The sequence below is a fragment of the Sphaerochaeta sp. genome, assembly GCF_050178175.1.
Lineage (GTDB): Bacteria > Spirochaetota > Spirochaetia > Sphaerochaetales > Sphaerochaetaceae > Sphaerochaeta.
The window spans coordinates 11,337-35,413 of sequence record NZ_JBFXGH010000016.1; the positions used below are offsets into that span (position 1 = coordinate 11,337).

General features: G+C 49.6%; 23 protein-coding genes. 11 read left to right on the forward strand and 12 right to left on the reverse strand.

Annotated elements, in window-relative coordinates; genetic code table 11:
* Positions 1-83 precede the first annotated feature (83 nt).
* The 3 genes from AB7S66_RS03380 to AB7S66_RS03390 all read left to right on the forward strand — a co-directional run bounded on the left by AB7S66_RS03380 (position 84) and on the right by AB7S66_RS03390 (position 1,352).
* Positions 84-266, forward strand: coding sequence for a hypothetical protein (locus AB7S66_RS03380; protein WP_428518028.1), 183 nt, complete (start codon positions 84-86; stop codon positions 264-266).
* 63 nt (positions 267-329) lie between these two features.
* Positions 330-821, forward strand: coding sequence for a hypothetical protein (locus AB7S66_RS03385; protein WP_428518029.1), 492 nt, complete (start codon positions 330-332; stop codon positions 819-821).
* Positions 822-830: 9 nt separating this feature from the next.
* Complete coding sequence (locus AB7S66_RS03390; RefSeq protein WP_428518030.1) at positions 831-1,352, forward strand: helix-turn-helix domain-containing protein; 522 nt, start codon at positions 831-833, stop codon at positions 1,350-1,352.
* On the opposite strand, the gene larA is transcribed toward AB7S66_RS03390, so the two are convergent.
* The 8 genes from larA to iolG form a co-directional block, all read right to left on the reverse strand.
* Complete coding sequence (gene larA / locus AB7S66_RS03395) at positions 1,330-2,583, reverse strand: nickel-dependent lactate racemase (RefSeq protein WP_428518032.1); 1,254 nt, start codon at positions 2,581-2,583, stop codon at positions 1,330-1,332. The two genes, AB7S66_RS03390 and larA, sit on opposite strands and share 23 nt — an antisense overlap.
* 3 nt (positions 2,584-2,586) lie before the next feature.
* Entirely contained in the window at positions 2,587-3,870 is a 1,284-nt protein-coding gene (locus AB7S66_RS03400) for a phosphoglycerate kinase (protein WP_428518034.1), read from the reverse strand.
* Positions 3,858-4,889, reverse strand: coding sequence for a type II glyceraldehyde-3-phosphate dehydrogenase (locus tag AB7S66_RS03405; protein ID WP_428518036.1), 1,032 nt, complete (start codon positions 4,887-4,889; stop codon positions 3,858-3,860). The genes AB7S66_RS03400 and AB7S66_RS03405 overlap by 13 nt, the downstream gene beginning before the upstream one ends.
* A 125-nt stretch (positions 4,890-5,014) precedes the next feature.
* The gene (locus AB7S66_RS03410; RefSeq protein ID WP_428518037.1) at positions 5,015-5,965 is read right to left on the reverse strand and encodes a transketolase family protein; all 951 of its coding nucleotides are present in this window, start codon (positions 5,963-5,965) and stop codon (positions 5,015-5,017) included.
* Positions 5,962-6,807: a transketolase gene (locus AB7S66_RS03415; RefSeq protein ID WP_428518039.1), complete on the reverse strand. Its 846-nt coding sequence runs from the start codon at positions 6,805-6,807 to the stop codon at positions 5,962-5,964. The genes AB7S66_RS03410 and AB7S66_RS03415 overlap by 4 nt, the downstream gene beginning before the upstream one ends.
* A gap of 93 nt (positions 6,808-6,900) precedes the next feature.
* Complete coding sequence (gene iolE, locus AB7S66_RS03420) at positions 6,901-7,794, reverse strand: myo-inosose-2 dehydratase (RefSeq protein ID WP_428518041.1); 894 nt, start codon at positions 7,792-7,794, stop codon at positions 6,901-6,903.
* 15 nt (positions 7,795-7,809) lie between these two features.
* Positions 7,810-9,675, reverse strand: coding sequence for a 3D-(3,5/4)-trihydroxycyclohexane-1,2-dione acylhydrolase (decyclizing) (gene iolD, locus AB7S66_RS03425; protein ID WP_428518042.1), 1,866 nt, complete (start codon positions 9,673-9,675; stop codon positions 7,810-7,812).
* A gap of 18 nt (positions 9,676-9,693) precedes the next feature.
* Entirely contained in the window at positions 9,694-10,728 is a 1,035-nt protein-coding gene (iolG, locus tag AB7S66_RS03430; RefSeq protein ID WP_428518044.1) for an inositol 2-dehydrogenase, read from the reverse strand.
* Positions 10,729-11,015: 287 nt separating this feature from the next.
* Here iolG and AB7S66_RS03435 point away from each other — a divergent pair, with 287 nt between their 5' ends.
* The 8 genes from AB7S66_RS03435 (at position 11,016) to AB7S66_RS03470 (ending at position 19,490) form a co-directional block, all read left to right on the forward strand.
* Entirely contained in the window at positions 11,016-12,518 is a 1,503-nt protein-coding gene (locus AB7S66_RS03435) for a sugar ABC transporter ATP-binding protein (RefSeq protein WP_428518046.1), read from the forward strand.
* Positions 12,519-12,529: 11 nt separating this feature from the next.
* Positions 12,530-13,552 (forward strand): Gfo/Idh/MocA family protein, encoded by a 1,023-nt coding sequence (locus tag AB7S66_RS03440; RefSeq protein WP_428518048.1) that lies wholly within the window; start codon positions 12,530-12,532, stop codon positions 13,550-13,552.
* The gene (locus AB7S66_RS03445; protein ID WP_428518050.1) at positions 13,549-14,574 is read left to right on the forward strand and encodes an ABC transporter permease; all 1,026 of its coding nucleotides are present in this window, start codon (positions 13,549-13,551) and stop codon (positions 14,572-14,574) included. Before AB7S66_RS03440 ends, AB7S66_RS03445 begins: the two co-directional genes overlap by 4 nt.
* Before the next feature lie 81 nt (positions 14,575-14,655).
* Positions 14,656-15,606 carry a sugar ABC transporter substrate-binding protein gene (locus tag AB7S66_RS03450; RefSeq protein ID WP_428518052.1) on the forward strand — a complete coding sequence of 317 codons (951 nt, stop codon included), beginning with the start codon at positions 14,656-14,658 and terminating at the stop codon, positions 15,604-15,606.
* 57 nt (positions 15,607-15,663) lie between these two features.
* A complete protein-coding gene (locus tag AB7S66_RS03455; RefSeq protein ID WP_428518054.1) occupies positions 15,664-16,680 on the forward strand; it encodes a Gfo/Idh/MocA family oxidoreductase in 1,017 nt (338 codons plus the stop codon).
* A 1-nt stretch (position 16,681) separates the two neighbouring features.
* Positions 16,682-17,629, forward strand: coding sequence for a sugar phosphate isomerase/epimerase family protein (locus tag AB7S66_RS03460; protein WP_428518055.1), 948 nt, complete (start codon positions 16,682-16,684; stop codon positions 17,627-17,629).
* 4 nt (positions 17,630-17,633) lie between these two features.
* A complete protein-coding gene (locus AB7S66_RS03465) occupies positions 17,634-18,431 on the forward strand; it encodes a TIM barrel protein (RefSeq protein WP_428518057.1) in 798 nt (265 codons plus the stop codon).
* Positions 18,432-18,488: 57 nt separating this feature from the next.
* Positions 18,489-19,490: a LacI family DNA-binding transcriptional regulator gene (locus tag AB7S66_RS03470; protein ID WP_428518058.1), complete on the forward strand. Its 1,002-nt coding sequence runs from the start codon at positions 18,489-18,491 to the stop codon at positions 19,488-19,490.
* Here AB7S66_RS03470 and AB7S66_RS03475 read toward each other — a convergent pair.
* The 4 genes from AB7S66_RS03475 to AB7S66_RS03490 form a co-directional block, all read right to left on the reverse strand.
* Positions 19,478-20,764 carry a CehA/McbA family metallohydrolase gene (locus tag AB7S66_RS03475; protein WP_428518060.1) on the reverse strand — a complete coding sequence of 429 codons (1,287 nt, stop codon included), beginning with the start codon at positions 20,762-20,764 and terminating at the stop codon, positions 19,478-19,480. The two genes, AB7S66_RS03470 and AB7S66_RS03475, sit on opposite strands and share 13 nt — an antisense overlap.
* Before the next feature lie 64 nt (positions 20,765-20,828).
* Complete coding sequence (locus AB7S66_RS03480) at positions 20,829-22,238, reverse strand: ABC transporter substrate-binding protein (RefSeq protein WP_428518061.1); 1,410 nt, start codon at positions 22,236-22,238, stop codon at positions 20,829-20,831.
* 65 nt (positions 22,239-22,303) lie between these two features.
* Positions 22,304-23,176, reverse strand: coding sequence for a carbohydrate ABC transporter permease (locus AB7S66_RS03485; protein ID WP_428518063.1), 873 nt, complete (start codon positions 23,174-23,176; stop codon positions 22,304-22,306).
* 1 nt (position 23,177) lies between these two features.
* Positions 23,178-24,077: ABC transporter permease subunit (locus AB7S66_RS03490; RefSeq protein WP_428518064.1), on the reverse strand; the 900-nt coding region annotated here is incomplete at its 5' end.

Here is a 24,077-nt window from a genome sequence, read left to right on the forward strand (position 1 = left end):
CATGAGGTTCCCCTGGGTGAAGCAACCTGAAAGGTTCTTGAGAAGAAAAGATCCATGAACCGATTCCCTTTTGTAGGATAACGATGGGTTTGAAGCCAATCTTGCAGGCAAGGGAGATTATCCTTGTTGCAAAAGGCAGGGAAAAAGCAGATGTAGTCAAGGCATTGTATCAGGGCCCAATTGAAAAATCATTACCCGCATCTTTCCTGCAACTACACCCCCGTTGCAAGCTGGTAGTCGATGAAGAGGCTGCTTACAAGCAATAAAAATACGAATAATCCATGTCTCTGTGCTTGCAAGGGAATCTCTCAGTTAGTATCGTTTTCCATATGGAGCAACAAGAGAGTCGTATACTATTCAAGGAAGACTTCTCAATCAAGGTGAACGATGACCGTAAACCCCTGTTCTACCTCTTTGACTACGGGGTGCGTTCTGATGCAATGAATATGGAGTTCCAGCACTTCCATGACTTCTATGAACTCTTCTTTCTGGTCGACGACCATGCCGCGCATATCATTGAAGGTGAGTATTTCAGCCTGCAACGGTATGACCTGGTGCTCCTCAAGCCATCATCACTTCATATGACGATGTATCCCAAGGGTGAGAGACCAAAGGCCAGGCTCATTGTCGCATTCCGTATTTCTCCCTCTCTCTCCCCTATGGAACGACAGGTGAGACGTTTGTTGACTCTTTTTGATGAAGATCCCCCCATATTCCGTTTCTCCGGATCTGTGTTGCAGAAGATCATGCAGTTGTTCAATGCAATCTATATTCTGGGGACAGAGTTGCAACCAGGTTATGAGCTTATGATCCATGGGTAGTTTCTGGAATTGCTATGGATCATACAGACCAACAGGAAGGCAAACCTCTTTACAAAGGCTGAGATTACCGATTCCATTACCCAGAAGATTTATGAGGTGACCAGCTACCTCCACACCCACTATGCTGAGGAGCTCAGCCTCCAGGAGGTTGCAGACCATTTCTCGGTAAGTTCCTTCTATCTCTCCCATCAGTTCAAACGGGTTACCGGACTGAACTTTGTTTCCTACCTTCAGCAGATTCGGGTAAGAAATGCCCAGCAGTTGTTGCTCTACTCACAGATGAAGATCAAGGGAATCTGCTCAGCGTGTGGATTTACCTCATTCAGCCAGTTCAGTCGTGTTTTCTCCAAGTTCTGTGGGGTAGCCCCTTCCTCATTCAGGAAGAATATGAATCATCAGTCAGAGCAAATGTTACGAGCACTTGACCCGGAACGAAATGCCCGAGCAACCCCTTCCAAGGCATTGCAGAGTGAGGACGAATACCGATCAGTGAAACACAAGGAGTTGCTTACCCAACTAGAGGAACTGTAACGCATCCGTCAGGTAAGACAAGCACTGTCGGATTGGCAATTCCTTTCCTTCTTGCTTGCTCCATGGCATCATCCAGTGCTTGTTGCAGGTCATGCACGGGTTCCAGAAAGAGACTTCTCACCATGTTGTCGTTCAGTTCTGTATAGGCCTGTACCGAAATGCGTTTGCTTACAGAGGCCATCTTTGCTGCCTTATGGTACCCAAGTTTATAGTTCTCCTTGATCTTCTGAAGTGCCTCATCAACTGTGGAGCAAGAGCCAAGCAACTTTGCAAACTCCTCATCCCCAATACCTTCACGGCAGGAGGATACCAGAATCAAGGTACCACCATCCTTGACGGCAAGGGACCCATTGTCGATTCCCTTCTGACTCTGATAGAGGTTGATGTCCATCGGGAACTTGGCAACTGATATGACAATATCACTTTGCTGCTTGACTGGTACACAGAAGACGGATTGGGCAACCTGTACTGCCTCCTGGAAGGAATCAACAATATCACCGCTTGTTGCACCCACCACTTTCTGGTCCTTATCCAATACACTCATCAGTGAGAAAATGGGTGCCTTGATATGCTCCAAGGCATCCATCATATCCTCATGCACAGGGTTCCCATCCAGTGCAAGGGAGTGTGCTGCATCCTGGATGGCCAGCTTGTGGTTTGCCTCGATGGTGGCATATCCTGCAATCCCAGGCAGGAAGGCTTTTCTCCCTCCGGTAAATCCAGCAAAGTAGTGTGGTTCAACACTCCCTGTTGCCACGATTCGATCACAGGAGAAGAGGAGCTTGTTGAGAAGTATTGGAGTGCCGTTTCGGGTTTTTCCTACATTGACCAGCGAATTGGAATCCTTCGCATCATGACTGACCAATCGTCCCTTCAGTCGTTCAGTGTACGGTCCAAGCAGTTGGTCCAGCTCTTGCTCCTTTGCCCCTCTGTGTGCTCCGGTAGCTACGAGTATGGTAATCTGTTCATCACGTATTCCGGCTAGCTCTGCTTGGGGAAGGATTGCACTGAGCATTGCCGGGGTCGGGGTAGGGCGGGTGGCATCGTTGATGATCACCAGAACCTTGTTGGCTCCCTTGAGAAAAGCAGCCAGATTTGCTGTTGCCCTCCCCAGTGATTCCTTCTCACCTGCAGAAGGAATGGTATTTGGCTCAAGAACACCCAAAAGGTTTTCATCCGAAATGGCAACCTCAATCTTTTGATCGCCCAAATAGGGAATGCTCAGTTGCATTGCTTACTCCTTGCTCTCTCGCTCCCATGCTTTTTCCATTGCCTCGATCAGGGGAAGCTTCTTCCCTGAAAGGAAACGAACCATGGCCCCTCCTGCTGTACATACGTAGGAGTACTGGGAAAGGTCAGTGAAGCGGGTTGCTGCGGTAATGGTATCTCCACCTCCTACCACGGTATAGCCATCTGCCTGTGCGATGGCACTCCAAATTTCCTTGGTTGCCTTCTCAAAGCGCTCATCCTCATACACTCCGGCAGGCCCGTTGACGAAAAGAGATCCTGCTTCCGCAATCAGATCCTTGTAGCGTTTGATGGTCTTCTCGCCAAGATCGAGGAATAGTTTAGTCTGTAGATGCTTGGAATCAGCTATCGTTTCAACAGTTGCTTCCAATCGCTTTCCTCCCTCCTCATAGGCAAGGTCGAGAGGGATCACAAAAGCTTCTGGCCAGCTTGCAAGCAATGATTTTGCCTGTTCAACAAACATCAGGAGGTCACGATCCTTGAGAAAATTCCATGTGGCATCACCCAGAGATACTCCCTTTGCCAGAAGCATGACCAAAGCGGTAATGCCCCCACAAAGAATGGTATCAGCGGTCTTGTTCTCAAGAACATTGCGCATCATCCCGAAGGCATCGCTGATCTTTCCTCCTCCCAGGACAAAGACACAGGGGTGGATTGGCTGGGCAGCAACCTTGCTGAGCGCGGTATATTCACCTACCAGCTGCATTCCCCCAGCAGTGGGAAGCAACTCCTGGAACGCTACCATCGAGGGGGCGTTTCGGTGGGCTGCTGCAAAAGCATCGTTTACATAGAGGTCGGCCAGTGGTGCAAGAGATCTGATGAGCCAAGTATCAAGCATCTGCGATGGTTTGAGCTTTACCTCCTTCTCAAAGGCGGTAATCTCCTCTGAGAGGTAGCGGAGGTTTCCCAGCACCACGGCCTGACCCTCCTTGAGTGAGCGAACTCTTTCCTGGGCAGCAGGGCCGCAGACATCATCAAGATAGGCTACCTCGTAGCCGGTGAACTTGCTGAGGATTTGAGCATGCTCAGCAAGGGGGATAAGGTTCTGGTAGTCCAGGGTGTCGCCTTGGTGGGCGATCAGGGCAACCTTTGCACCTCCGTCAAGCAGCGCCTTGAGGGTAGGGGCTGCTTTCTCCAATCTATTGGTATTTACAATGCGCTTGGTCTTTGGATCGATGGGGGAGTTGATGTCGGGACGGAAGATGACCGTCCGTCCCTTCAATACTACATCCTCCAGACTGCGCATGCGGATGTTGGTTACTTTTTCCATGATCCAATTCCCAAATACTTGTTGGTCTCAGATGTGCCGCTCTCACGGTCACCCTGCATCTGCATCGCTGCTCTGATGGCATCGATGTTCTCGGGGATTACCACTGACTCCTGAGGAATGTTGATGGCAAACATCAGATCATTTCCGCTCTTGACCACTGAATCCTTCCATAGGGCAATCTCATACATGTCGCCTCTTGGGTTGCCGAGGTCCCGAGCATAGCGGAAGAGACTTGCATTGCCGAGGAATCCCTCATCGATGGATACAACACGAATTCTGGGATGCTTCTCGAAGATTTCAATGGCCTCTTCAACGGAGATATCCTTCTTTGGTGTCAGCACCACGGTAATGATATGTCCATGGGTGACCGGGGTATGCACGAGAATACCGGTTGCCTCCACGTGGGGCATGATGGTCATCAGGTCGACTGCCTGGTGGCTGGGAGCTTTGTCTATCTGTAGTGCATTAGTCAAGCCACGGTGGTAATCTCCCGGGTCTGCAACACGGCGGATGATGGTGATCGCAACTTTCTCTGCTCCAACCACACGGTCGAGACAGTCCACAGCACGGATCAGACCGGTGGTGTTGCAGCTGGTCAGCTTGAGATAGTCAACACCAAGCCCTTTTTCATAGTTTGCATAACCGTGAAAGAAAACATCGGCAATAGCATTCTTCTCGCCACCCTGGAAGACGGCTTTCTTGCCATACTTCTTGTAGATTTCCTTGTTCTTCAGTCCCACCCCTGCGCTGGTTGCGTCGAGCATGACATCAACCTGTTGCACCAGATCTTCCAAACTGCCGCTGATGGGGATGCCAGCATCTTCCAGTGCTTGGGTATTGTCCGGCATTGCCGTGAAGAACTTATAGGGCATTCCCTTCTCCTTGAGTGCACGAACACTCAATGTGGGGGCCACATCAGCAACTCCTACCAGTTCCATATCACCCTGCAAGGCAACTCCATCAGCAAGTCGCTGTCCGATAACTCCATAGCCTGCTACTCCGACCTTGATCTTTTTCATAGTGTTTCTCCCTCTTGGAACTCTAACGTTTCTCCTGCATATCACTGGGATCATGCAGTCTCCATCTGTTTTTTACTCCTCCCCCTTGCCCGCATGCTTCGTGGTGCACTGGGGGTGACTTGGCTCTATTTCATCGCGATTGCCTGCTTCGCTGCCTGTACGATATGCTCTGAGGTCAGGTTGAAACGCTGCAGGAGATAGCCGACGGTTCCAACCTCCCCGAACAGGTCCTGTATGCCCACCCGCTTGACTGGCGAGGGGTATTCCTCACCAAGGAACTCAACAACCGCACTACCCATGCCACCGGCCATCTGTGCGTTTTCACAGGTAACAACAGCCCCACTTTTCTTCGCGTAGGAGAGGACAAGGTCCTTATCCAGTGGTTTGACGGTATGCATATCCAGAACTGCAGCAGAGATATTCTCTTTTTCCAGTTCCTTGGATGCAAGTATTGCCTGCTCAAGCATAACAGCCCCTGTCGCAATTAATGTGACGTCTTTCCCGTCGCGAACAATGATGCCTTTGCCCAATTCGAAGGTTTGACCTGCATCATAGAAGATGGGATTGCCCTTTCTTTGCAGACGCATATACGTCGATCCCTTATGGGAGTAGAGTGCCTTTGTCAGGTGGTGTACGGCATGCCCGTCCGCTGGTTCCACGACAATAAGGTCTGGAATTACTCGGGTAAGGGCGATATCGCAGAACGGCATATGGGTTCCACCATTGAAGGCTGCGGTAATCCCAGGATCCAATCCCACCAGTTTTACATTTTGCCGCGCATAGTTGGCAGAAAGAAAAAATTGGTCGTAGGCCCTTCGGGTTGCGAAGCAGCCGAAGGTGTTTACAAAAGGGATGAAACCCTGGGAGGAAAGGCCACTGGCGATTCCTACCATGTTGGCCTCTGCAACACCACAGTTGATCGAACGATCGGGAAACAGATCCTTGAAGTGTCTAGTCCCTGTTGCACTCATCAGGTCCGCTTCCAATACAACCACCTTGGGGTCCTCTTTGGCGAGTTCAATCAGGGTCTCTGCGTAGATGGAACGGAAATCCTTTATTGCATCAATGTCAATCATGATCGTACTCCTTCCTCATCAGCCATGAGCGCTTGGATTATCTTCTTCGCCACCTGTGAGTCGTAGGCCATATTGTGGCTGGATGCCAACCCCTCTGCACCAGCGAACCCTTTTGCCTTGATGGTGTCACAGATAATCATGGAAGGTTGTTCCTTCTGGGTTTTTGCCTGGAGAACGGCTTGTTCAAGAGCCTGGATGTCATGGCCATTGACCCGTTGGACAAACCAGCCGAAACCCTGCCACTTCTGCTCGATATCTCCCAAGTCAATGATGTCGTAGGTGCTTCCATCAATCTGGAGCTTGTTGTAGTCGGTAAAGGCAATGATGTTGTTCAGCTTGTACTGGGCGGCAAACATGGCCATCTCCCAGATTTGTCCCTCTTGGCTCTCCCCATCCCCAATGATGAGGTACGTGTAGGCTGGACTGTTCTTCAGCTTGTCTGCGAGGGCAATGCCTGCTGCCGCTGAGCTTCCCTGTCCAAGAGATCCAGTGGTGAAATCAATACCGGGTGTCCGATTCATATCACAGTGGCTTGGAAGGTTTGTCCCCCCTTGATTCAGTGTCAGAAGCCACTCCTTGGGAAAGTATCCCTTCTCTGCAAGCACAGCGTAGAGTGCCGGACCGGCATGTCCCTTGGAGAGTACGAGTTTGTCCCGCCCCTCTTTCCCTGGGTTCTTTGGGTCAATCTGTTCCATCAGACGGAAGTAGAGAAGTGTTAAGATGTCGACAACCGACAAGGCTCCCCCAATGTGTCCAACACCCAAGTGTCCAATCTCATCAATTGTCTCACGGCGGATGTTTTTTGCAATCACTTGCAGCTGTTGCAATTCTTGGTCGTTCATGCGTATTCCCTTCTCATGCATTTCGTATGGGTGGCGATGATGGAAAGCACATGCCATAGAGGTTGTGCTTTTCCTGCATCGCATTACTTTTGCTTAGATTCCTGCTGTCTCTCGAATATAGGCTCTTGCTTTCATCGCATATTCAAGGGGGTTGGCTTTTGCAGGATCCTGTTCTGCCTCAACAACCCACCAACCTTGGTAGCCCTGATCCTTGAGGTAGGTGAGAATGGGCTTGAAATCAATCATCCCATCTCCGGGGATGGTAAAGACTCCTTCCTTGACTCCCTTCAGGAACGACCACTCTTCCTTGATAGCCTTTTCTCGCAATGCTTCCCTCACGTCCTTGAGATGGACATGACGAATTCTCGGATAATGGCGCTTGAGAATAGCCAACGGGTCCTCGCCACTGAACACCAGGTGACCGGTGTCATAGAGCAGGCCGACAAGTTCTGCATCAGTCTCAGCCATGAGTCTGTCAATTTCCTGGGTTGTTTGGACTCCAGTACCCATATGGTGATGGTAGGTCAGGCTTATGCCCATCTCCTTTGCCTTCTGCCCAAGCCGGTTCAATCCTTCGGTGAGCAACTTCCACTCTCTCTCCGAGTTGACTGGTTTTGCCTTGAAAACAGGAAGATCTTGCCTTCCTTGGATTGAGTTTCCTTGTTCTGCTACCCCAACCACCTGTGCTCCCATTGCCTTCAGGAAAGTGCAGTGTTCCACAAAGGCTTTCTCCACTTCCGCGTAGCTCTGGGTTGTCAGGAAAGTGCTGAACCATGCATTACAGATTTGCAGGCCGCGAAGATCCAAGGCTTTCTTCAGTACATTGGTATCTCGTGGATATTTATTACCTACCTCACTTCCCGTGAACCCCGCCAAAGCCATCTCACTGACACACTGCTCAAAGGGGATTTCTCCGCCAAGTTCTGGGAGATCATCATTTGTCCAACCAATGGGAGCGATAGCCAGATGTATTTGCTGTGTACTCATGTTCTCCATCCTTTTTTAAAACTGTCTTGACTTCTTGATTTCAGTCTGCATCTCTTTCCATGCTTGTTCAACTTCTGGGTTTGTGGAGACCTCAGCAGTTCCAACACGCCACCACGATTCATACCCATTGGTCATGGACTTTGGTGCAACGTGGCAGTGAATTACTGTAGAGCGATCCTCTTCGAGTGCTCTTGCAACTGCACGCTTGAGTTCTTCCACGGAGTCAGCATGCAGCCCGACGGCTCCCCAGCTTTCTGCGTTCAAGGCATAGTCCACACTGAGTGAGGTGCCGGTCAGTCTTCCTGTATGGTCTTCCCTTCGCTTCCACTCATTGCCATAGTGCACGATGCCTTGGCTGTGTTGCAGGTTGTCAATGCAATGGAACCCTGCATTGTCCAATACCATCACGATAATCTTCCTGCCCTCCTGTATCGATGTCAGCAGCTCGGTGTGCAGCATGGTATAGGCTCCATCACCGACAATGGCCACAACCTCCCGTTCAGGATGGGCAATCTTGGCTCCGAGTGCGGCAGCTATCTCATAGCCCATGCAGGAGAAGGCATACTCCATATGGTAGGTTCCCCTGACACGCGTTCTCCAGACTCGTTGCATATCACTAGGAATGGATCCAGAGCCTGAGACAACAATGGTTGAGGCAGGCAGAAGGTGGTCGTTCAACTCACCCAATACTCGTACTTGGGAGAGCGAGGAGGGAATCTCTTCACTGTAGAGCCGGTCGACTTCCTTGTTCCAGAGCTCTCGCTCTCTGCTGATCTGCTTGCCCCAATGGCTCTGATACCCTTGAAGGAATGCAGTAGTATTCAACACTGCCAGCGTAAGCTTTGCATCAGCGATAATCGGGCAGCTGTTGAGCTTGTATGCATCAGCTGGGGCAACATTGACGGAAACAAACTTGCATTCTGGATTTTGGAAGAGCCATTTTGAACAGGTGGTAAAATCGCCAAAACGGGTTCCTACCCCTATGACAAGGTCCGCCTCTTTTGCAAGACGGTTTGCAGCCTGGCTTCCTGTGGTCCCGATCCCACTCAGGTTGTATGCATTGTCCCAGAGTACCGTACCCTTTCCTGCTTGGGTCTCTGCAAAGGGTATATGATAGCGTTCACAGAAGGTGGCAAGCTCGTCTCCTGCCTCGCTGTAGCGGACTCCTCCGCCACAGATGACCAGAGGTTTCTTTGCTTCTTTCAGTAATTCGGCAAGTCGTGTGATTTGTCCTTCGCTCGGAATTCGTCTCTCTATGTAATGTACTCGTTTCTCGAAAAACTCAACGGGATAGTCATAAGCCTCACCCTGGACATCCTGGGGGAGTGCTATGGTTACTGCACCGGTCTCACTAGGGTCTGTGAGAACTCTCATGGCGTTGATCATGGCACTCATCAGCTGTTCTGGGCGATTGATCCGATCCCAATACCTGCTTACCGAGCGGAATGCATCGTTTGCTGTATTGGTATAGTCATGCGGGATCTCGATCTGCTGGAGAACCGGGTCGGGTTGCCTACAGGCAAAGACATCACCGGGTAGGAGCAGTACAGGAATGTGGTTGGCTGTGGCTGTACCCGCACCGGTCACCATGTTCAATGCACCTGGTCCAATGGATGAGGTGACTGCCATGATTCTTCTGCGGTTATGTTCTTTTGCAAACCCGGTAGCGGCATGAACAGCACCTTGTTCGTTCTTTGCTTGGTAGAAGGGCAGCTTGTTCTCCTGTGAGGCCAATGCCTCCCCAATTCCTACCACACAGCCATGACCGAAGATACCATAAACACCTTCGACAAACTTCTCTTCAACCCCATCATAGGAAACATATTGATTATCCAGGAACTGAAGCAGTGCCCCAGCCATGGTAAGTCGTGTCGTAGCCATAATTACTCCTTCTTTTCTCTACAGTCCCAATTCCTGTTTCATTTCTGCAATGGTGACCACTCGTTTTTCTTTTAGACTCTTCCCAGCAGCAAGGGCAGCAACCATGTTCTCAAGTCCATCCTCACCACTGACAACCACATCCTTATCCTCGCGGATTGCCTCAGCAAAGGAGGTGATCTCGTCGACGAATGCGTCCTCATACCGTTCGAGGAAAAAGTAGAGCGGCTTATCCATGGACACCTGCTCAACGGTCGAGAGTGTTACATTGGTCTCTCTGTCATTCTCAGCCTGGGCTGAACCTTTGCTCCCAAATACCTCTAATCGCTGGTCGTAGCCATAGACTGCTTGGCGGGAGTTGTCGATTACCCCGATCGCCCCATTTGCAAAGGTGAGCGTGACTATGGCTGTGTCTATATCTCCGGCTTTGCCAATTTCCGGGTCAATAAGGACTGCACCGGTAGCGTAAACACTGGTGATCTCACTACCTGCTTGGTAGCGTGCCATGTCAAAGTCATGGATCATCATATCCAGGAAGATGCCACCGGAGGCTGCTACATAGGAGGCAGCAGGGGGAGCCGGGTCACGGCTGGTAATCTTCACAATATGAATATCACCGACTTTTCCGCTGGAAGCCAGTTCATGGACATGGCGGAAGTTGTGGTCGAAGCGTCTATTGAATCCCAGCTGTAGCTTGACCTGGTGGTTCTTTGCCACATTGATGGCCTCCAGCCCTTTCTGGACCGAGAGGTCGATTGGCTTCTCACAGAAGATATGCTTGCCGGCCTTCGCTGCGGCAATTGTGAAGTCTGCGTGGGTAGCGGTCGAACTGCATACCAGAATCGCATCGATTTCAGGATGATTGATCAACTGGGAAGGATTCTTCGTGGCAATCTCTATTCCCAATGAGTGCACCCACGTTTCCATCTTTTCATCCATCATGACATCGCTGATGCCAACCACTTTGACCGAGGGGACCAGTCTGGTAATGTTCTCTGCATGTAATTTCCCAATACGCCCGGCACCGATAATACCTACTTTCAAGACTTCACTCATGGTTATTACTTCTCCCTTTCGGCTATCCTCTGGAATAGACGATTTTGAAAACGTTATCAAATACGTATAGCGTATACCATATTCCCATAGTTTGTAAAGGTAAAAAGATATCGCTTATTCACGTACTGCAGGACTTAAATCCTATATATTGAAAAAGTATTTGACAAATCATGAAAGTGATGTAAGCATAGATTTATGGTAACGTTTTCAAATTTGAAGCAAAGGTACCAATTCCTTGCGGAGAGAAAAGGGATGCATCGCTTTGCAACTCTTGGAAGGGGGGATCTGTGAAAGAAACCACGCATATATTGGAACTGAGAAATATAACCAAACGCTATCCAGGGGTACTTGCCTTGAATGCAGTTACCATGCATGTGGACAGCGGTGAAGTGCATGGGTTGGTTGGTGAGAACGGTGCCGGCAAGTCTACCTTGATAAAGGTTCTTGCAGGGGCTCATGCTCCAGACGGCGGTGAGATTTTCTTTGATGGACAGGTCTTTCAAGCTTTGATCCCCCACCAGGCAATGGAACTGGGTATCTCTTGCATCTATCAGGAGCTCAACCAAGTCAATTATATGACTGTTGCTGAGAATATTTTTCTTGGCAGGGAGTTGAAGAAGCGGAACAAGTTCCTCGACAGGAAGAGCCAGGTCGAGCAGGCAAGAAAGATCCTTGCTGAGTTTGAAATGGATATCGACCCAAACACACCCCTTGGTCTTCTTGGAGTAGGCAGGAGGCAGATGGTTGAGATTTGCAAGGCCGTCAACTCAAAGGCAAAGCTGATCATCATGGATGAACCCACTGCCAGTTTGAGCGAAAAGGAGACCGGGGAGCTCTTCAAGATTATTGAGAAACTGCGTCAACAACATGTCACCATCATCTTCATATCCCACCGCTTGGATGAGGTAAAGTCTGTCTGTGACTCCCTGACTGTCATGCGTGATGGGGAAGTGGTGGCAAACCGCCGAATTGATGAGGTTACGGTGGATGACATCATCAAGCTGATGGTTGGTCGTGATATCAAGAACAAGTATCCAAAGATAGAAACACAGCGTGGCGATGTTGTGTTGGAGGTGAAGGGACTCTCCAAGGCAGGGGAGTTTGAAGACATCAACTTCAAAGTCCATGCAGGAGAAATCCTTGGTGTATCGGGGTTGGTCGGCTCTGGCCGTACAGAGAGTATCCGGGGGATTACCGGTGCCGATCCCATCGACGCCGGTGAGGTGTTCATCCATGGGAAAAAGGTGCATATAAGAAATCCTCAGGATTCAATCAAGCAAGGGATTGCCTTTTTGACCGAGGATCGCAAGGGACAGGGTTTGATCCTCTTGCAGACCGTGGAGTTCAATACCACCTTGGTGGACTTGATGCAGTTCAAGACCAAGAAGCCATTCCTTGATCTCTTGAAGATGAAAGATACCGCAAAGGAGATGGTGAAGAGTCTTAGGATCAAGGTTCCCGATGTCACCACCCTTGCCGGGCAGTTGAGCGGGGGGAATCAGCAGAAGGTGGTTCTTGCCAAGTGGCTCCTGAGCAAATCAGATGTCTTCATATTTGATGAACCAACAAGGGGAATCGATGTAGGGGCAAAAATTGAAGTCTACAACTTGATTAATGATCTGGTTTCCAAGGGAAAAGCAGTGATAATGATCAGCTCCGAGATGGATGAGTGTATGGGCATGGCTGACAGGATCATCGTATATCACGAAGGAAAGATAATGGGAGAGCTTGAGCGTGATGAGTTCAGCAACGAAAAAATAATGTACGCCGCGAGCGGGTATCCCATTTAGGAGTGGCATGGATGGAAAAACTTAGATGTGCAGTAATCGGATTGGGGCGTCTGGGATATCAGCATGCAGCAAACCTTGCTGGGGGTATCCCCCAGGCAGAGCTTGTAGCGGTCAGTGATGTCAGCCAATCGTCTCTTGATCGCTTCTCCAAAGACCATCCTGCGGTTAAGCAGTACCGTATGTATCAGGATATCCTGGAACGGGATGATATTGACGCAGTGGTGATCGCATCCTCCACAAGCAGTCATGGACAGGTGCTCAAGGATACCATCCTATCTGGTAAGCCCGCTTTCCTTGAAAAGCCACTCTCTTTGGACTGGAAGGAAGCTGTATCTCTGGACGAGCTCACCAATGAGAAGCGAGCCTTCGTACAACTTGGGTTCATGCGTCGCTTTGACACTGCGTATGTAAAAGCAAAGGACACGATAGCAGGCGGGAAGATTGGGGAGGCGATATCGATCCAATGCATAAGCCGGGATCCGGGATGTCCCCCTATTGCATTCGCGAAGACCAGTGGGGGCTTGATTATGGACCTGTGTGTGCATGATATAGACCTCTGTCGTTGGTTCTTTGGTACTGAGGTAACAGAAGTGTACGCTCGTGGGGCGGTACTTCGGTATCCCGACCTTGGTGAGATTGGCGATATTGACCATGTGAATATTGACCTGACGTTTGCCAATGGCAAGGTTGCCTCCCTTGAAGGGAGCCGCAACAGTCAATATGGATACGATGTCCGCACTGAGATTGTCTGCAGTGAAGGAGCGTTGAGTATCGGTGGTGTACAGAAACAAGGACTTTCCGTGCATGACAGCGAGGGTACATGCCAAGCGTCGGTACAGGGATTCTTGGAACGATTTGAGGGTGCATACCTGAAAGAAATGAGGCAGTTTGTACAGGATGTTGCCTCAAAAAAGGGTGCGTCCCGGGTAGGAGTCGTAGATGGGGTAAAAGCCATGGAAATTGCGCTTGCTGCCAACGAGTCGATGAGATTGCATAAACCAATAACGATAGATGAATGGAAGACTGAAGCATGAAAAAGAAACAATCGGAAGAACTGCAGAAGGGAAACGTATTGGAAGCATCACAGAGTGAAGTGGTAGAGAAAGTGAAGAAGAGCAAGAAACGGGGAAGTCTCGGTATTATGCTGAGCCTGATTGTGCTCTGTGTAATTATAAGCATTCTTTCTCCTCGCTTCCTTACCGTGGCAAACCTCACGAACGTCCTCTCCCAGGCAACGGTAAGTGCAATCATCTCTGTTGGTGAGTTCCTTGCCATACTGACAGCCGGTATTGATCTTTCGATCGGTTCAATCCTGGCTCTCTCCATCATGATGCTGGGTATCTTTGGGGTGAACATGCAGATGAATCCCATGATGGCAATCCTGCTTGCCCTTGCCGTGGGTACCTTGATTGGATTCTTCAACGGTCTCCTGCTGACCAAGCTGAGACTGCCACACCCCTTCATCTCCACCATGGGCACGAAGATGATTGCGCGAGGTCTCGCCCTCGCTGTTACTGCCGCCCAGCCTATCAGTGGGTTTGCCCCTTCCATTCAGTATTTTGGCAGTGGCTCACTGGGCCCCGTTCCGGCCAGTGTCATCCTCGTAGCAGTGGTATACGGCATTATGTTCATTTTCATGACTCGCACCAGTACCGGGCGTCATATCTATGCTGTAGGGGGGAATGTTGAAGCAAGCCGCCTGAGTGGGATCAACGTGCACAGGGTGTTGTTGATCGTCTACTCCTTGAGTGGATTCTTTGCAGCTCTTGCAGGGCTTCTGCTTGTTGGTCGGGTAAATGCAGCATACCCCTTGGCTGGTACCGACTATGAGACTGATGCAATTGCAGCGGTAATTATCGGTGGCGCCAGTTTCAGTGGTGGTGTTGGCAAGATTCTCAATACGGTAATTGGTGTTCTGATCATTGCAGTTCTGCGTAACGGGTTGAACCTATTGAATGTCAACTCCGCATATCAGACGGTGGCAATTGGTGTTGTCATCATTTTGGCTGTTTACCTCGATGTAATCAGGCAGAAGTCAGCACCGGTGCAGAAGTAATGGTGGTTTGCAGGAATGTAAGGGATACGTTGTTTCCCTTGAAATAGAGTGTGTTATTTCATGACCTAAAAGGAGGATTCCATGAAAAAGACTATGATGATTCTGTTGGCTCTCGTTTTGATTGCCAGTCAGGTGGGATTGTTTGCACAGGGGCAGAAGGAGACTGCTGACTCCGGCAAGATGAAAATTGCTGTCGTCTTGAAGACGCTCAGTAGTGAGTATTGGCAGAGAGTTGTCAATGGCGCTGAGAAAGCAGCAGCGGAGTATGATGTTGAACTGATCAAGCTCGGGCCTCCAACAGAGGATGCAGTAGAGCAGCAGATCAACATGGTTCAGGATGCACTTACGGCAAATCCTGCTGCCTTGGTTTTCTCACCAAGCCAGCCTCCCACGGCAGTTAATGTGGTCAATAGGGCAAAAGAGCAAGGAATCCCTGTGATTCTGGTTGATACCCCGATGGCCGACGGATTTGACAACTTTGATACCTTCATCGGTACCGAGAACTATGTTGCCGGACAGATGGGAGCAAAAGCCATGGTTGATGCACTGGGCAGACCAGGCAAGGCTGTGGTTATCGAAGGGGCTCCTGGAAACCCAACCACCACACAGCGTGCTGATGGTGCTGAGGATGTCTTCAAGGAAGCAGGTTTTGAGATTGTAGCTCGTCAACCGGGATACAGTGATCGTGAACGTGCCTACACCGTAATGCAGAATATCCTGCAGGGCAATGCCGACATCGACGCAGTATTTTGCTCAAACGATGAGATGGCTCTTGGTGCTCTGCGTGCATTGCAGCAGGTTGGCGTGGATGCCTTGGTCCTTGGAACTGATGGTAACAAGAGTGCTCTTGAGTCCATCATCGAAGGTGGCTTGTTCGGCACCGCTGCCCAGAAGCCTGAGGCGATGGGGTATCTGGGTGTTGAGTACGCAATCAAGGCTGCCAATGGCGAAATCATTGATAAGCGCATTGATAGTGGTGTAGACATCATCACCAAGGAGAATGCACAGGCAGCTTTGGATGCCTTGCAGTAGATCGATTGAAACAAAGGGCTCTCAGCTGAGAGCCCTTTGTTGGTAAAGGATGGCAGCATGTCCAAGAAAATGACCGTAGGGGTGATTGGCACCGGAGGAATGGGAGCAAGCCATGTACGTACGCTCTTTGAGAGTAGTCAGGCTGTGAGCGTTGCGGCCTTGGCCGATGTGGATGAGAAACGGATGCAGGTACTTGCCCAGGAGGTGTCATGCCGGAAGTGTTTTACCGATCCCACACGCTTGATCGAGGAAGTGGATGCTGTTGTGATAGCCAGCCCTGATTCGACCCATGCACACTATGTCATGCATGCCCTTACACTGGGAAAGCCGGTATTTTGTGAGAAACCATTGGCAAGCAGTGTAGCTGAAATCAGGGAGATCATTGCCCTTGAGCAATCCATAGGAAAGAAACTTGTCAGTGTCGGGTTCAATAGGCGATTTGATCCACACCACACCTCTGTCAAGCAAGAGATTGATGAGAAAACCCTCGCTCGTCCCCTTCTCTGGAAGGGAGAGCACCGTAACCCACAGGCAATGTATCACAATTCCGGTACATTCATTCTCAACAACAGTGCTGGTCACGATGTTGATTCTGCACGTTGGATCCTGGATTCGGAGCCCAAGGAAGTCTTTTGCTCCGGGATCAGATCGCGGGACTCCCTGGATGATGATGCTTGTGACCTTCTGATCATGAATATACTCATGGAATCGGGAAGTCGTGCCCTGGCAGAAATCTATGTAAATGCCTCCTACGGATATGAAGTATCCCTGCAAGTGGTATGTCAGGAGGGGACTGTACAGTCCAATCCCGTACAACTTACCACCACAAAGCATGCCGGCAGGCAAATGGGACGTATTACCGATGATTTCCGGCGGTATTTTGCCCGTTCCTATGTATTGGAGATGCAGCAGTGGGTTGCCAGTATAACAGAGGACCGCCCCTTCAAGGGAGCGGATGCCTGGGATGGGTATATGGCACTTTTAACGACTGAAACAGCGGCTAAGGCATTGAAACAAGGGACAGTCTGCCCTATTGAGAGAATCGAGAAACCCACACTCTATCAGGGGCATTAGCATGATGACACTCTCCCTTATGACTGATGCCCTTTCTTGCTTGCCATTTCTTGATATGGTCAAGAAAGCCAAGGAGATGGGTATCCAGCAGTTGGAATTTGCAACAGGTAACTGGTCAAATTCCCCACACCTGCAACTAGACACCCTCTCTGGTTCATCAGATGCACGACAGGAATTCCTTGGTATACTGGATGAATATGGACTTTCTATCTCTGCACTGAACTGCAGTGGGAATCACCTTGCGCCAAACGCCTTGGGGGCGAGACACCTGGAACTTGTGCACAAGACCTTTGCCTTGGCGTCCTTGCTCGGCGTGAAGAAAATTGTGATGATGAGCGGATTGCCTGGGGCATGTGAAGAAGATGCAAGCCCAAACTGGATTACCACCAGCTGGCCGCCAGAGAACCTGCAGATGCTCGATTGGCAGTGGAGAGAGCGACTCATACCTTCGTGGCACTCTTTAATCAAGCGAGCTCAGGACTGCAACATTGATGCGATTGCTCTGGAGAACCATGGATCGCAGTTGGTATACAATGCATATACTCTTAAGCATTTACGCGAAGAGGTAGGACCCATGGTAGGCATGAATCTCGATCCCAGCCACCTCTTCTGGATGGGAGGGGACCCGAGGGCGATGGCACGCTCACTGGGGTCTATGATCTACCATGTGCATGCAAAGGATGCACGCATTGAAGAAGGACTGTTTCAGGTTCAAGGGCTTCTTGACACCCAACCCATTGAGGCGTATGCAACAAGGAGTTGGAACTATGTTGCCCTTGGTTATGGGCATGATCTTTCATGGTGGAAGGAGTTCTTCAGTGTGCTGGCCATGGTGGGTTATGATGGACCAATCAGTCTGGAGATGGAAGATATGACCATGGACCAGATCACTGGGGTTACCAAGTCGATTGAGCTTCTCAAGGCAGCAATGCCAAGATGCTGGGAGTAAGGGTATGATATCATTTTCATCCAATATAGAGATGCTGCACAACAATGAACCATTCCTTGAGCGTATGGGGAATGCAAAAAAGGCGGGGTTTGATGCAATTGAGTTTTGGTCATGGGAAAATAAGGATCTGGCAGCTATCAGGGAGTCATGCAAGGAGTATGGCCTTTTTGTAAGTTCAATATCTGGAGATGGCAGTGAGTATTCTCTTTGTGATGACACTCATTACAAAGGATATATTGATTATGCAAGGGCTTCCTTTGAGGCTGCCAAACAAGTAGGCAGTTCCCTCGTGGTGATTCACTCCAATGCATTATCTGATGGAAAGGTGGTGGATTCATACCCGGATATACCAAAAACCAGGCTCTATATGAATATGGTAAAGACGCTGCTTGCCTTGGCTCCCTATGCCGAGAGAGAAGGGATAACCTGTGTCTTGGAGCCATTGAATCGGTATGTCGACCATCCCGGTAATCTGTTGCATACCCTTCATGATGCAGCTCATGTCGTTCAGGTGGTGAATTCGCCCAGCATCAAGCTGTTGTATGACTTGTACCATATGCAAATTGAGTGCGGGAATTTGTGTAACAATTATGACCGCTTTAGGAAGCATGTGGGGCATGTCCATATTGCAGACCATCCAGGTCGTCATGAACCTGGGACCGGAGAGATTCACTACCCAAAGGTTCTCAGCCATATGGCAGGGCAGGGGTATGAAGGGGTATTCGCTTTTGAGCTGAGTCCCTCCCGATCATGGGAAGAAGCTGTATATGCTATCATGAATTTACGAGAAATGTACTTGTAGTAACGGCTTGTTGCACGGTATGATACCAAACACAATACCAGTATACAGGATGTTTACATGGTTAGTATCAAAGATATTGCTAGGATGGCAGGAGTCTCGGTTTCAACAGTTTCACGGGTGCTCAATGACAGGGCATGTGTGAGTGCTGACAAGCGAGCAAAAATCCTTGATGCAATTAAGCAGACCGGATATGTTCCCAATCGAGCAGCACGGGACATGGTCAGCAAGCATACCTCCACTGTGGGTATTGTGATGCCGGGTACCTTCAATATGTTCCAACGACAGCTCTTCAGCACCATCGAACATCACCTGGAACAGTTTGGCTATCACACCAGTTTCTATTTCGCTTCCACAGACTTGGAAGGTGAACGGGCTTGTCTGAAACGATTGAAGGCTGAACGGCTTGATGGAATCATAATCCTGCATGAGATTGAGCTTCCAGAGTTCCAGCAGTATCTGCAGGAGAATAAAATTCCTACCGTACTGGCTACATTCGAGAGAAACGGCTGGAAAGCAACCTCAATTCATATCAGTGAAGAAGAGGCTGCCCGCACTGCAGTGAATCATCTGATACATTTGGGACACCGGAGGATTGCCTTCATCGGAGGTACGAAATACAGCTTCCCTTCCCAGCGTCTGGAGGGGTATACGAACGCCTTGGAGGCTGCTTCCTTGCCGTTCAATGCATCCCTGGTGGTTTCAGCTGATACCTACAATATGGAGGGAGGAGCCAAAGGGTTGCAGGAATTGCTCAATCGCAAGGTACCTTTTACTGCTGTCTTCGCTGTCACTGATGAGTTGGCCCTGGGGGCAATGAGAATGCTTGCCGATCGGGGGATGCGGGTCCCTGATGATGTCTCGGTAGTAGGGTTTGACAACATCGAACTAGCATCATTCTCCCTACCACGGCTTACCACCATCGCCCAGCCTATGGTGGAGATGGGGCAGACCGCAGTTGCACTGTTGCACTCCCTCATCACCAGCAAGAACCGATTCCCTTTGAGTATCTCCCTCCCATTCACCTTTATTGTACGTGAGTCGACCGCTCAGCTGCAATAAATTGGGTTGGTCATCGCACAAAGCAGGTCCATGCCCAGCGTTTTGCGATAGAGCTCTGCCTGGTAGAACTTCCGCCTGTCCACTGAAAAGGGGAGTGAAAGTGTTCCTTCATACTCAGATACCCAGCTTCTCTCTTCCCCTCTATCGCTGTACAGTACAATCCTGTCTCCCCCTTTTGCATCATTGACAAGAATGTTTGCACTCAGTCCTTCCTGGTATGGGATGGTTTGCCCAATATGTGCATCGGCAATGACAAGGTCCAGTTGTGCTGCATTGGCAGTGGCTGAGATGGATACCCGCCCTTCCTGCAAGGCCTCCAGCAGGTCTTCTCTGCCAGCAGAAAGTGCATAAAGATAGGTTGTGGGGGTACCAAAGCTTCTTCCCTGTTCGATACGATGGGTATCGGATCCTCCAACTGCAACCAAGGGCTTTCCTTTCCTGAGTTGTTCACGCCACCATCTTACCGCTTTCCTGTCAGATTCCTTGAAGAATCCATTCCATACCTCAACATGGGTGAATGGCAGATCAAATCCCCAAAGCCAAGGACAGTTTGTGTCAAAGGGGTGATTGATGCTCACCAAGGCAGATCGGTCTTGTGCTGCTTGCAAGGTGGAAAGGAGCTCCTCACGGGTATTGGAGAGGGGATTCTGGGAGAATTCCTCGATATCCGGGAAGAAAAAGTTTGCATGTCCACGGTAGTTGGTATACTCCATTGCAGGAAGAACGGTAATCCCCTCTGGATTTCCAATCTCCTGGTTTTGCTGGGTGTTGTTGTGGTCACTTATTGCTATGAAATCGAGACCTGCATGCTTGGCATACGTGATGACCTCCCTTGTTGTATAGATTCCATCACTGTTCTTTGTGTGCATATGGAGGTCTCCCTTGAACCAGCGACGTTCCTTTTCCTGCATTCTGATGGTTATATCGACTGTCACCTGATCGGTAACCTTGTAAATACCCAGTGCAACTTCCCATCTACCAGGTTCTGTTTGTCCTCGCTTGTATCCAGGACTTGCCTTGGATGCAGAAACAAATATATCGGTCTGCTCGCTTCCTGACCATCCACGGGCCATGCCCCTGGAATCGAAGAGCCCAAGGTCGATAATATTTATCTCCTGTTTTGCAATCCCCCACTTCATAGCTTCTTGCTTGTAACGTTGGTAGCTGTAGGATAGCTCAATGCTTTCAATGCCTTCAGGTACATTGAACGGAAGGCGAGTATACTGTTGCTGCTCTTGATGAGTGAAGGTCCGGGAAATTCTCAATGATTCCATATATATCCTCTTAAAAAGGGCGCAGCATGATGCTGCGCCCTCCATGTGCCACTTACCACGCAACTTAGTCGATGAGACCATTTGCACGGAGCTCTTTTTCAGCTCCCTGGATGGCCATATCTGCACTGGTCTTGCCCATGATGCAGTCTGTCATCCATTTACTCATGATATCATAGTACTTGCGTGTGTCCAGTTCCCCGTTTGCATATCCCATGGGGGCAACGGAAACGTCAGCTCTCTGCCCGACTGCAACTGACTCAAGTACGCCAGGATTCATCTCACCGAGAAGAGAGAGATCAAACTTGGTGGAGATTGGGAACGGTGCCCCATGGTCTTTTGCGTGGGCCTTACCGATCTCGGTGTACTCGATCTTGCCATCCTTCATGACATAATCGTGACCCTCGATACCGGCGGAGAGCAACAAGCCCCCTTCTGCAGTTGCCATATACTCAAGGATCTTGAATGCTTCATCAGGATTCTTTGCATTGGATGGGATTGCCCAAAGGGATGCTCCTCCCTGTTCCAACAGATAGGTGCCATCGGGACCCTTTGTCCCAGGCAGACCAACGACATTGACCTTGCTTGGATAGGTACCGGCAGTCTTGGCATTATTGTTGTAAAGCCCGGTCCAGGCAGCCCAGTCTACGTCCATGACGATATCCTGGCTCTGCCACATCTTGCTCCGCATATCTCCTGTCTTTCCAGTGAAGGATGTGGGATCCATCAAGCCTTCCTGGTAGAGCTTTGCAAGCCACTGCCATACCGGCTTTGCCGCTGGATCTACATAGGGAGCATACTTCTTTCCACTCTCATCGACGAAAACACCACGTCTCAGACCAACCGAGCTGAACCATGGCTGGAGATCCCAGATGTCCGGCATATAGGTGAAGAATGGGTAGTAGGGCTTCCGTCCTTCCTTGGTCTCCATGTAGGTCTTCACCTCTTTGAGCATGCGATAGTACTCGTCCAGGGTATCCAGCGAATCGAGGTCAATACCTACCTTGTCTGTGATAGCCTTGTTGACGTTCACCAAGGGGAAAACCTCAAGTTTGTTGAAGCCTGCATAGTACTTCCCGTTGAGAGCAATCTTCTCAAGCTCAGCCTTGTCGACATTCTCAGCATAGACGGAGGAGCCCTTGATTCGATCAGTAAGATCGGTCAATGCTCCCTGTTTTGCCAATGTGTACATCTGGAACTGATTGAGGTAGATCAAGTCGTACTCCTCGCCTGCACCAAGTTTCTGCATCAGAACTTGGTCATAGCCCGAGGGAACCTTCTCCCAGGAGATGTTCAGGCCGGTTGCCTTCTCCATCTCTTCCTCGAAGAGCTTGTTCTCTGCTTCATCCTTTCCGCCTGTTACCCCTGCCAAGACCTTTACCTCAACATCACTCTTGTCCATCTGCCCTTGGGCAAAGAGTCCAAGACTGATCGTCAGTAGGACCAGCAATCCGACAATCATTCGTTTCTTGTTCATATGATTCCTCCTATTTGGATATCACAATTCGGTATTTCAGCATGATTCCACCTTTTTGGGGATCATCACTCCTTGATCGATCCAATCATAATTCCACTTGAGAAGAACGATTGGGTAAAGAAATATAGCAGTACAAGAGGCAGGGCTGTGAGCACCACCGCAGCCATCTTGGCATTTGCAAAAATATAGCTTGTACCACTGGTACTTGTCTGGTCGAAGAGGATGAAGCGCAGGACAACCGGAAGTGTCCATTTTTTCATGTCACTGATCAGGGTTACAGTGATGGTAATGTTGTTCCATCTCCTGATCAGTTCCAGGGTACCTATGGTTAGGATTCCACTCACTGCAAGCCGCAGGTAGATGGAAGAGAAAATTCTCAGTTCAGATGCCCCGTCGATCCGTGCTGACTCTGCCAAGCTTTGAGGAACGGCCTGGAAGTAGTTTCTCATCAAGAAAACACTGAAGCCGCTGATCATACCGTTCACTATCAATCCGGTATAGGTGTTGATCAGGCCCAGATCCTTGTTGACAGCATAGATACCGATCATGGTCAGTTCATAAGGCACTGTCATGGTCAGGAGGATGAAGGTTGTCATGGACTTCTTCAAAGGCAGGTTTGGTTGGCAGAGAATATATCCTGCCAAGGATGCCATGATTACATGCAATATCGTCCCAACAACTGACACATAGACTGTATTGAAAAAGGGGGTTGCAAGATTGGTGTACTTCCAGATGAATGAGTATCCTTCAAAGGTGGGAGGATTGGGCCAGAGCACCATTCCCGGGGAATCGCTGTTTGCCTGGGTGGAGAGAGATACCGCTAGAACGTTAAGCATCGGGAAGCCCATCAGCATGACTATAAATACCAACATCATAACATTGAAAACACGTACTGCTGTTGGGAGTCTGTCTTTTTTGCTCAATGTAGGCTGCATCATCCTACTCCTTGTCATACTCGGTTAGACGCCGGATCAGGGCGGTGAAAAGAAGTGTTCCTATCATCACCAGGGTGGCTCCCGCACTGGCTGTACCGGTGCGGAAATTTAGGATGCCATTCTCGTATACATAGAGCAACAAGGTGCTGATAAGGCTCCTGTTTGCTGGGTTTACCATGACATAAATTTCATCAAAGTGGGTCAGCACACCTATGGAGAGCAGTACGATGATGGTCTTCATGGTGGGCAGTAGGGAGGGGACAATGATCTTCCTGATTTGTATCATCCTGCTTGCGCCATCGATTCTTGCTGCCTCGAAGAGCTGCTGGTCTATATTCATGATGGCTACTGTAAAGAGGAGAGCAAAGTACCCGATGGATCTCCAAACCCCCATGGCAATGATCAGGGGACGGGCATAAGCCGGGGTAGCTAGGAAGAAGATCGGCTCTGTTCCGAAGAACCCCAGGAATTGATTGACCAGCCCATCAAGGTCGAATATCAGTGCCCATACACCTCCAATGACTGCCCAGCTGAAGAGGTAGGGAAGGTAGGCAATTGTCTGGATTCCCTGCTTGAGGTTCTTGTGGGTGACCTCGTTCAGTACCAAGGCGAAGAGCAATGCCAAAAAGAAGTAGAGCACCATGTCCGAAAATCCAATAATAAGTGAGTTGACTATTGATGCAAGGAAGGATGAATCACTGAGGACCAGCTTGTAGTTTTCAAGTCCTGCAAATGGTCGATCCCCAATGAGACGGTTCTCCTGGAAGCTCATGATCAGCCCGCGAAAGAATGGATAGTAGGTAAAGAGGATGAAATAGAGAGCAATGGGGATGAATAGCAGATAGAAGATTTTGTGTTTTTTTATTTGTCTGACATTTTGCCTGTCCATTGTTCTTCCTTGTTT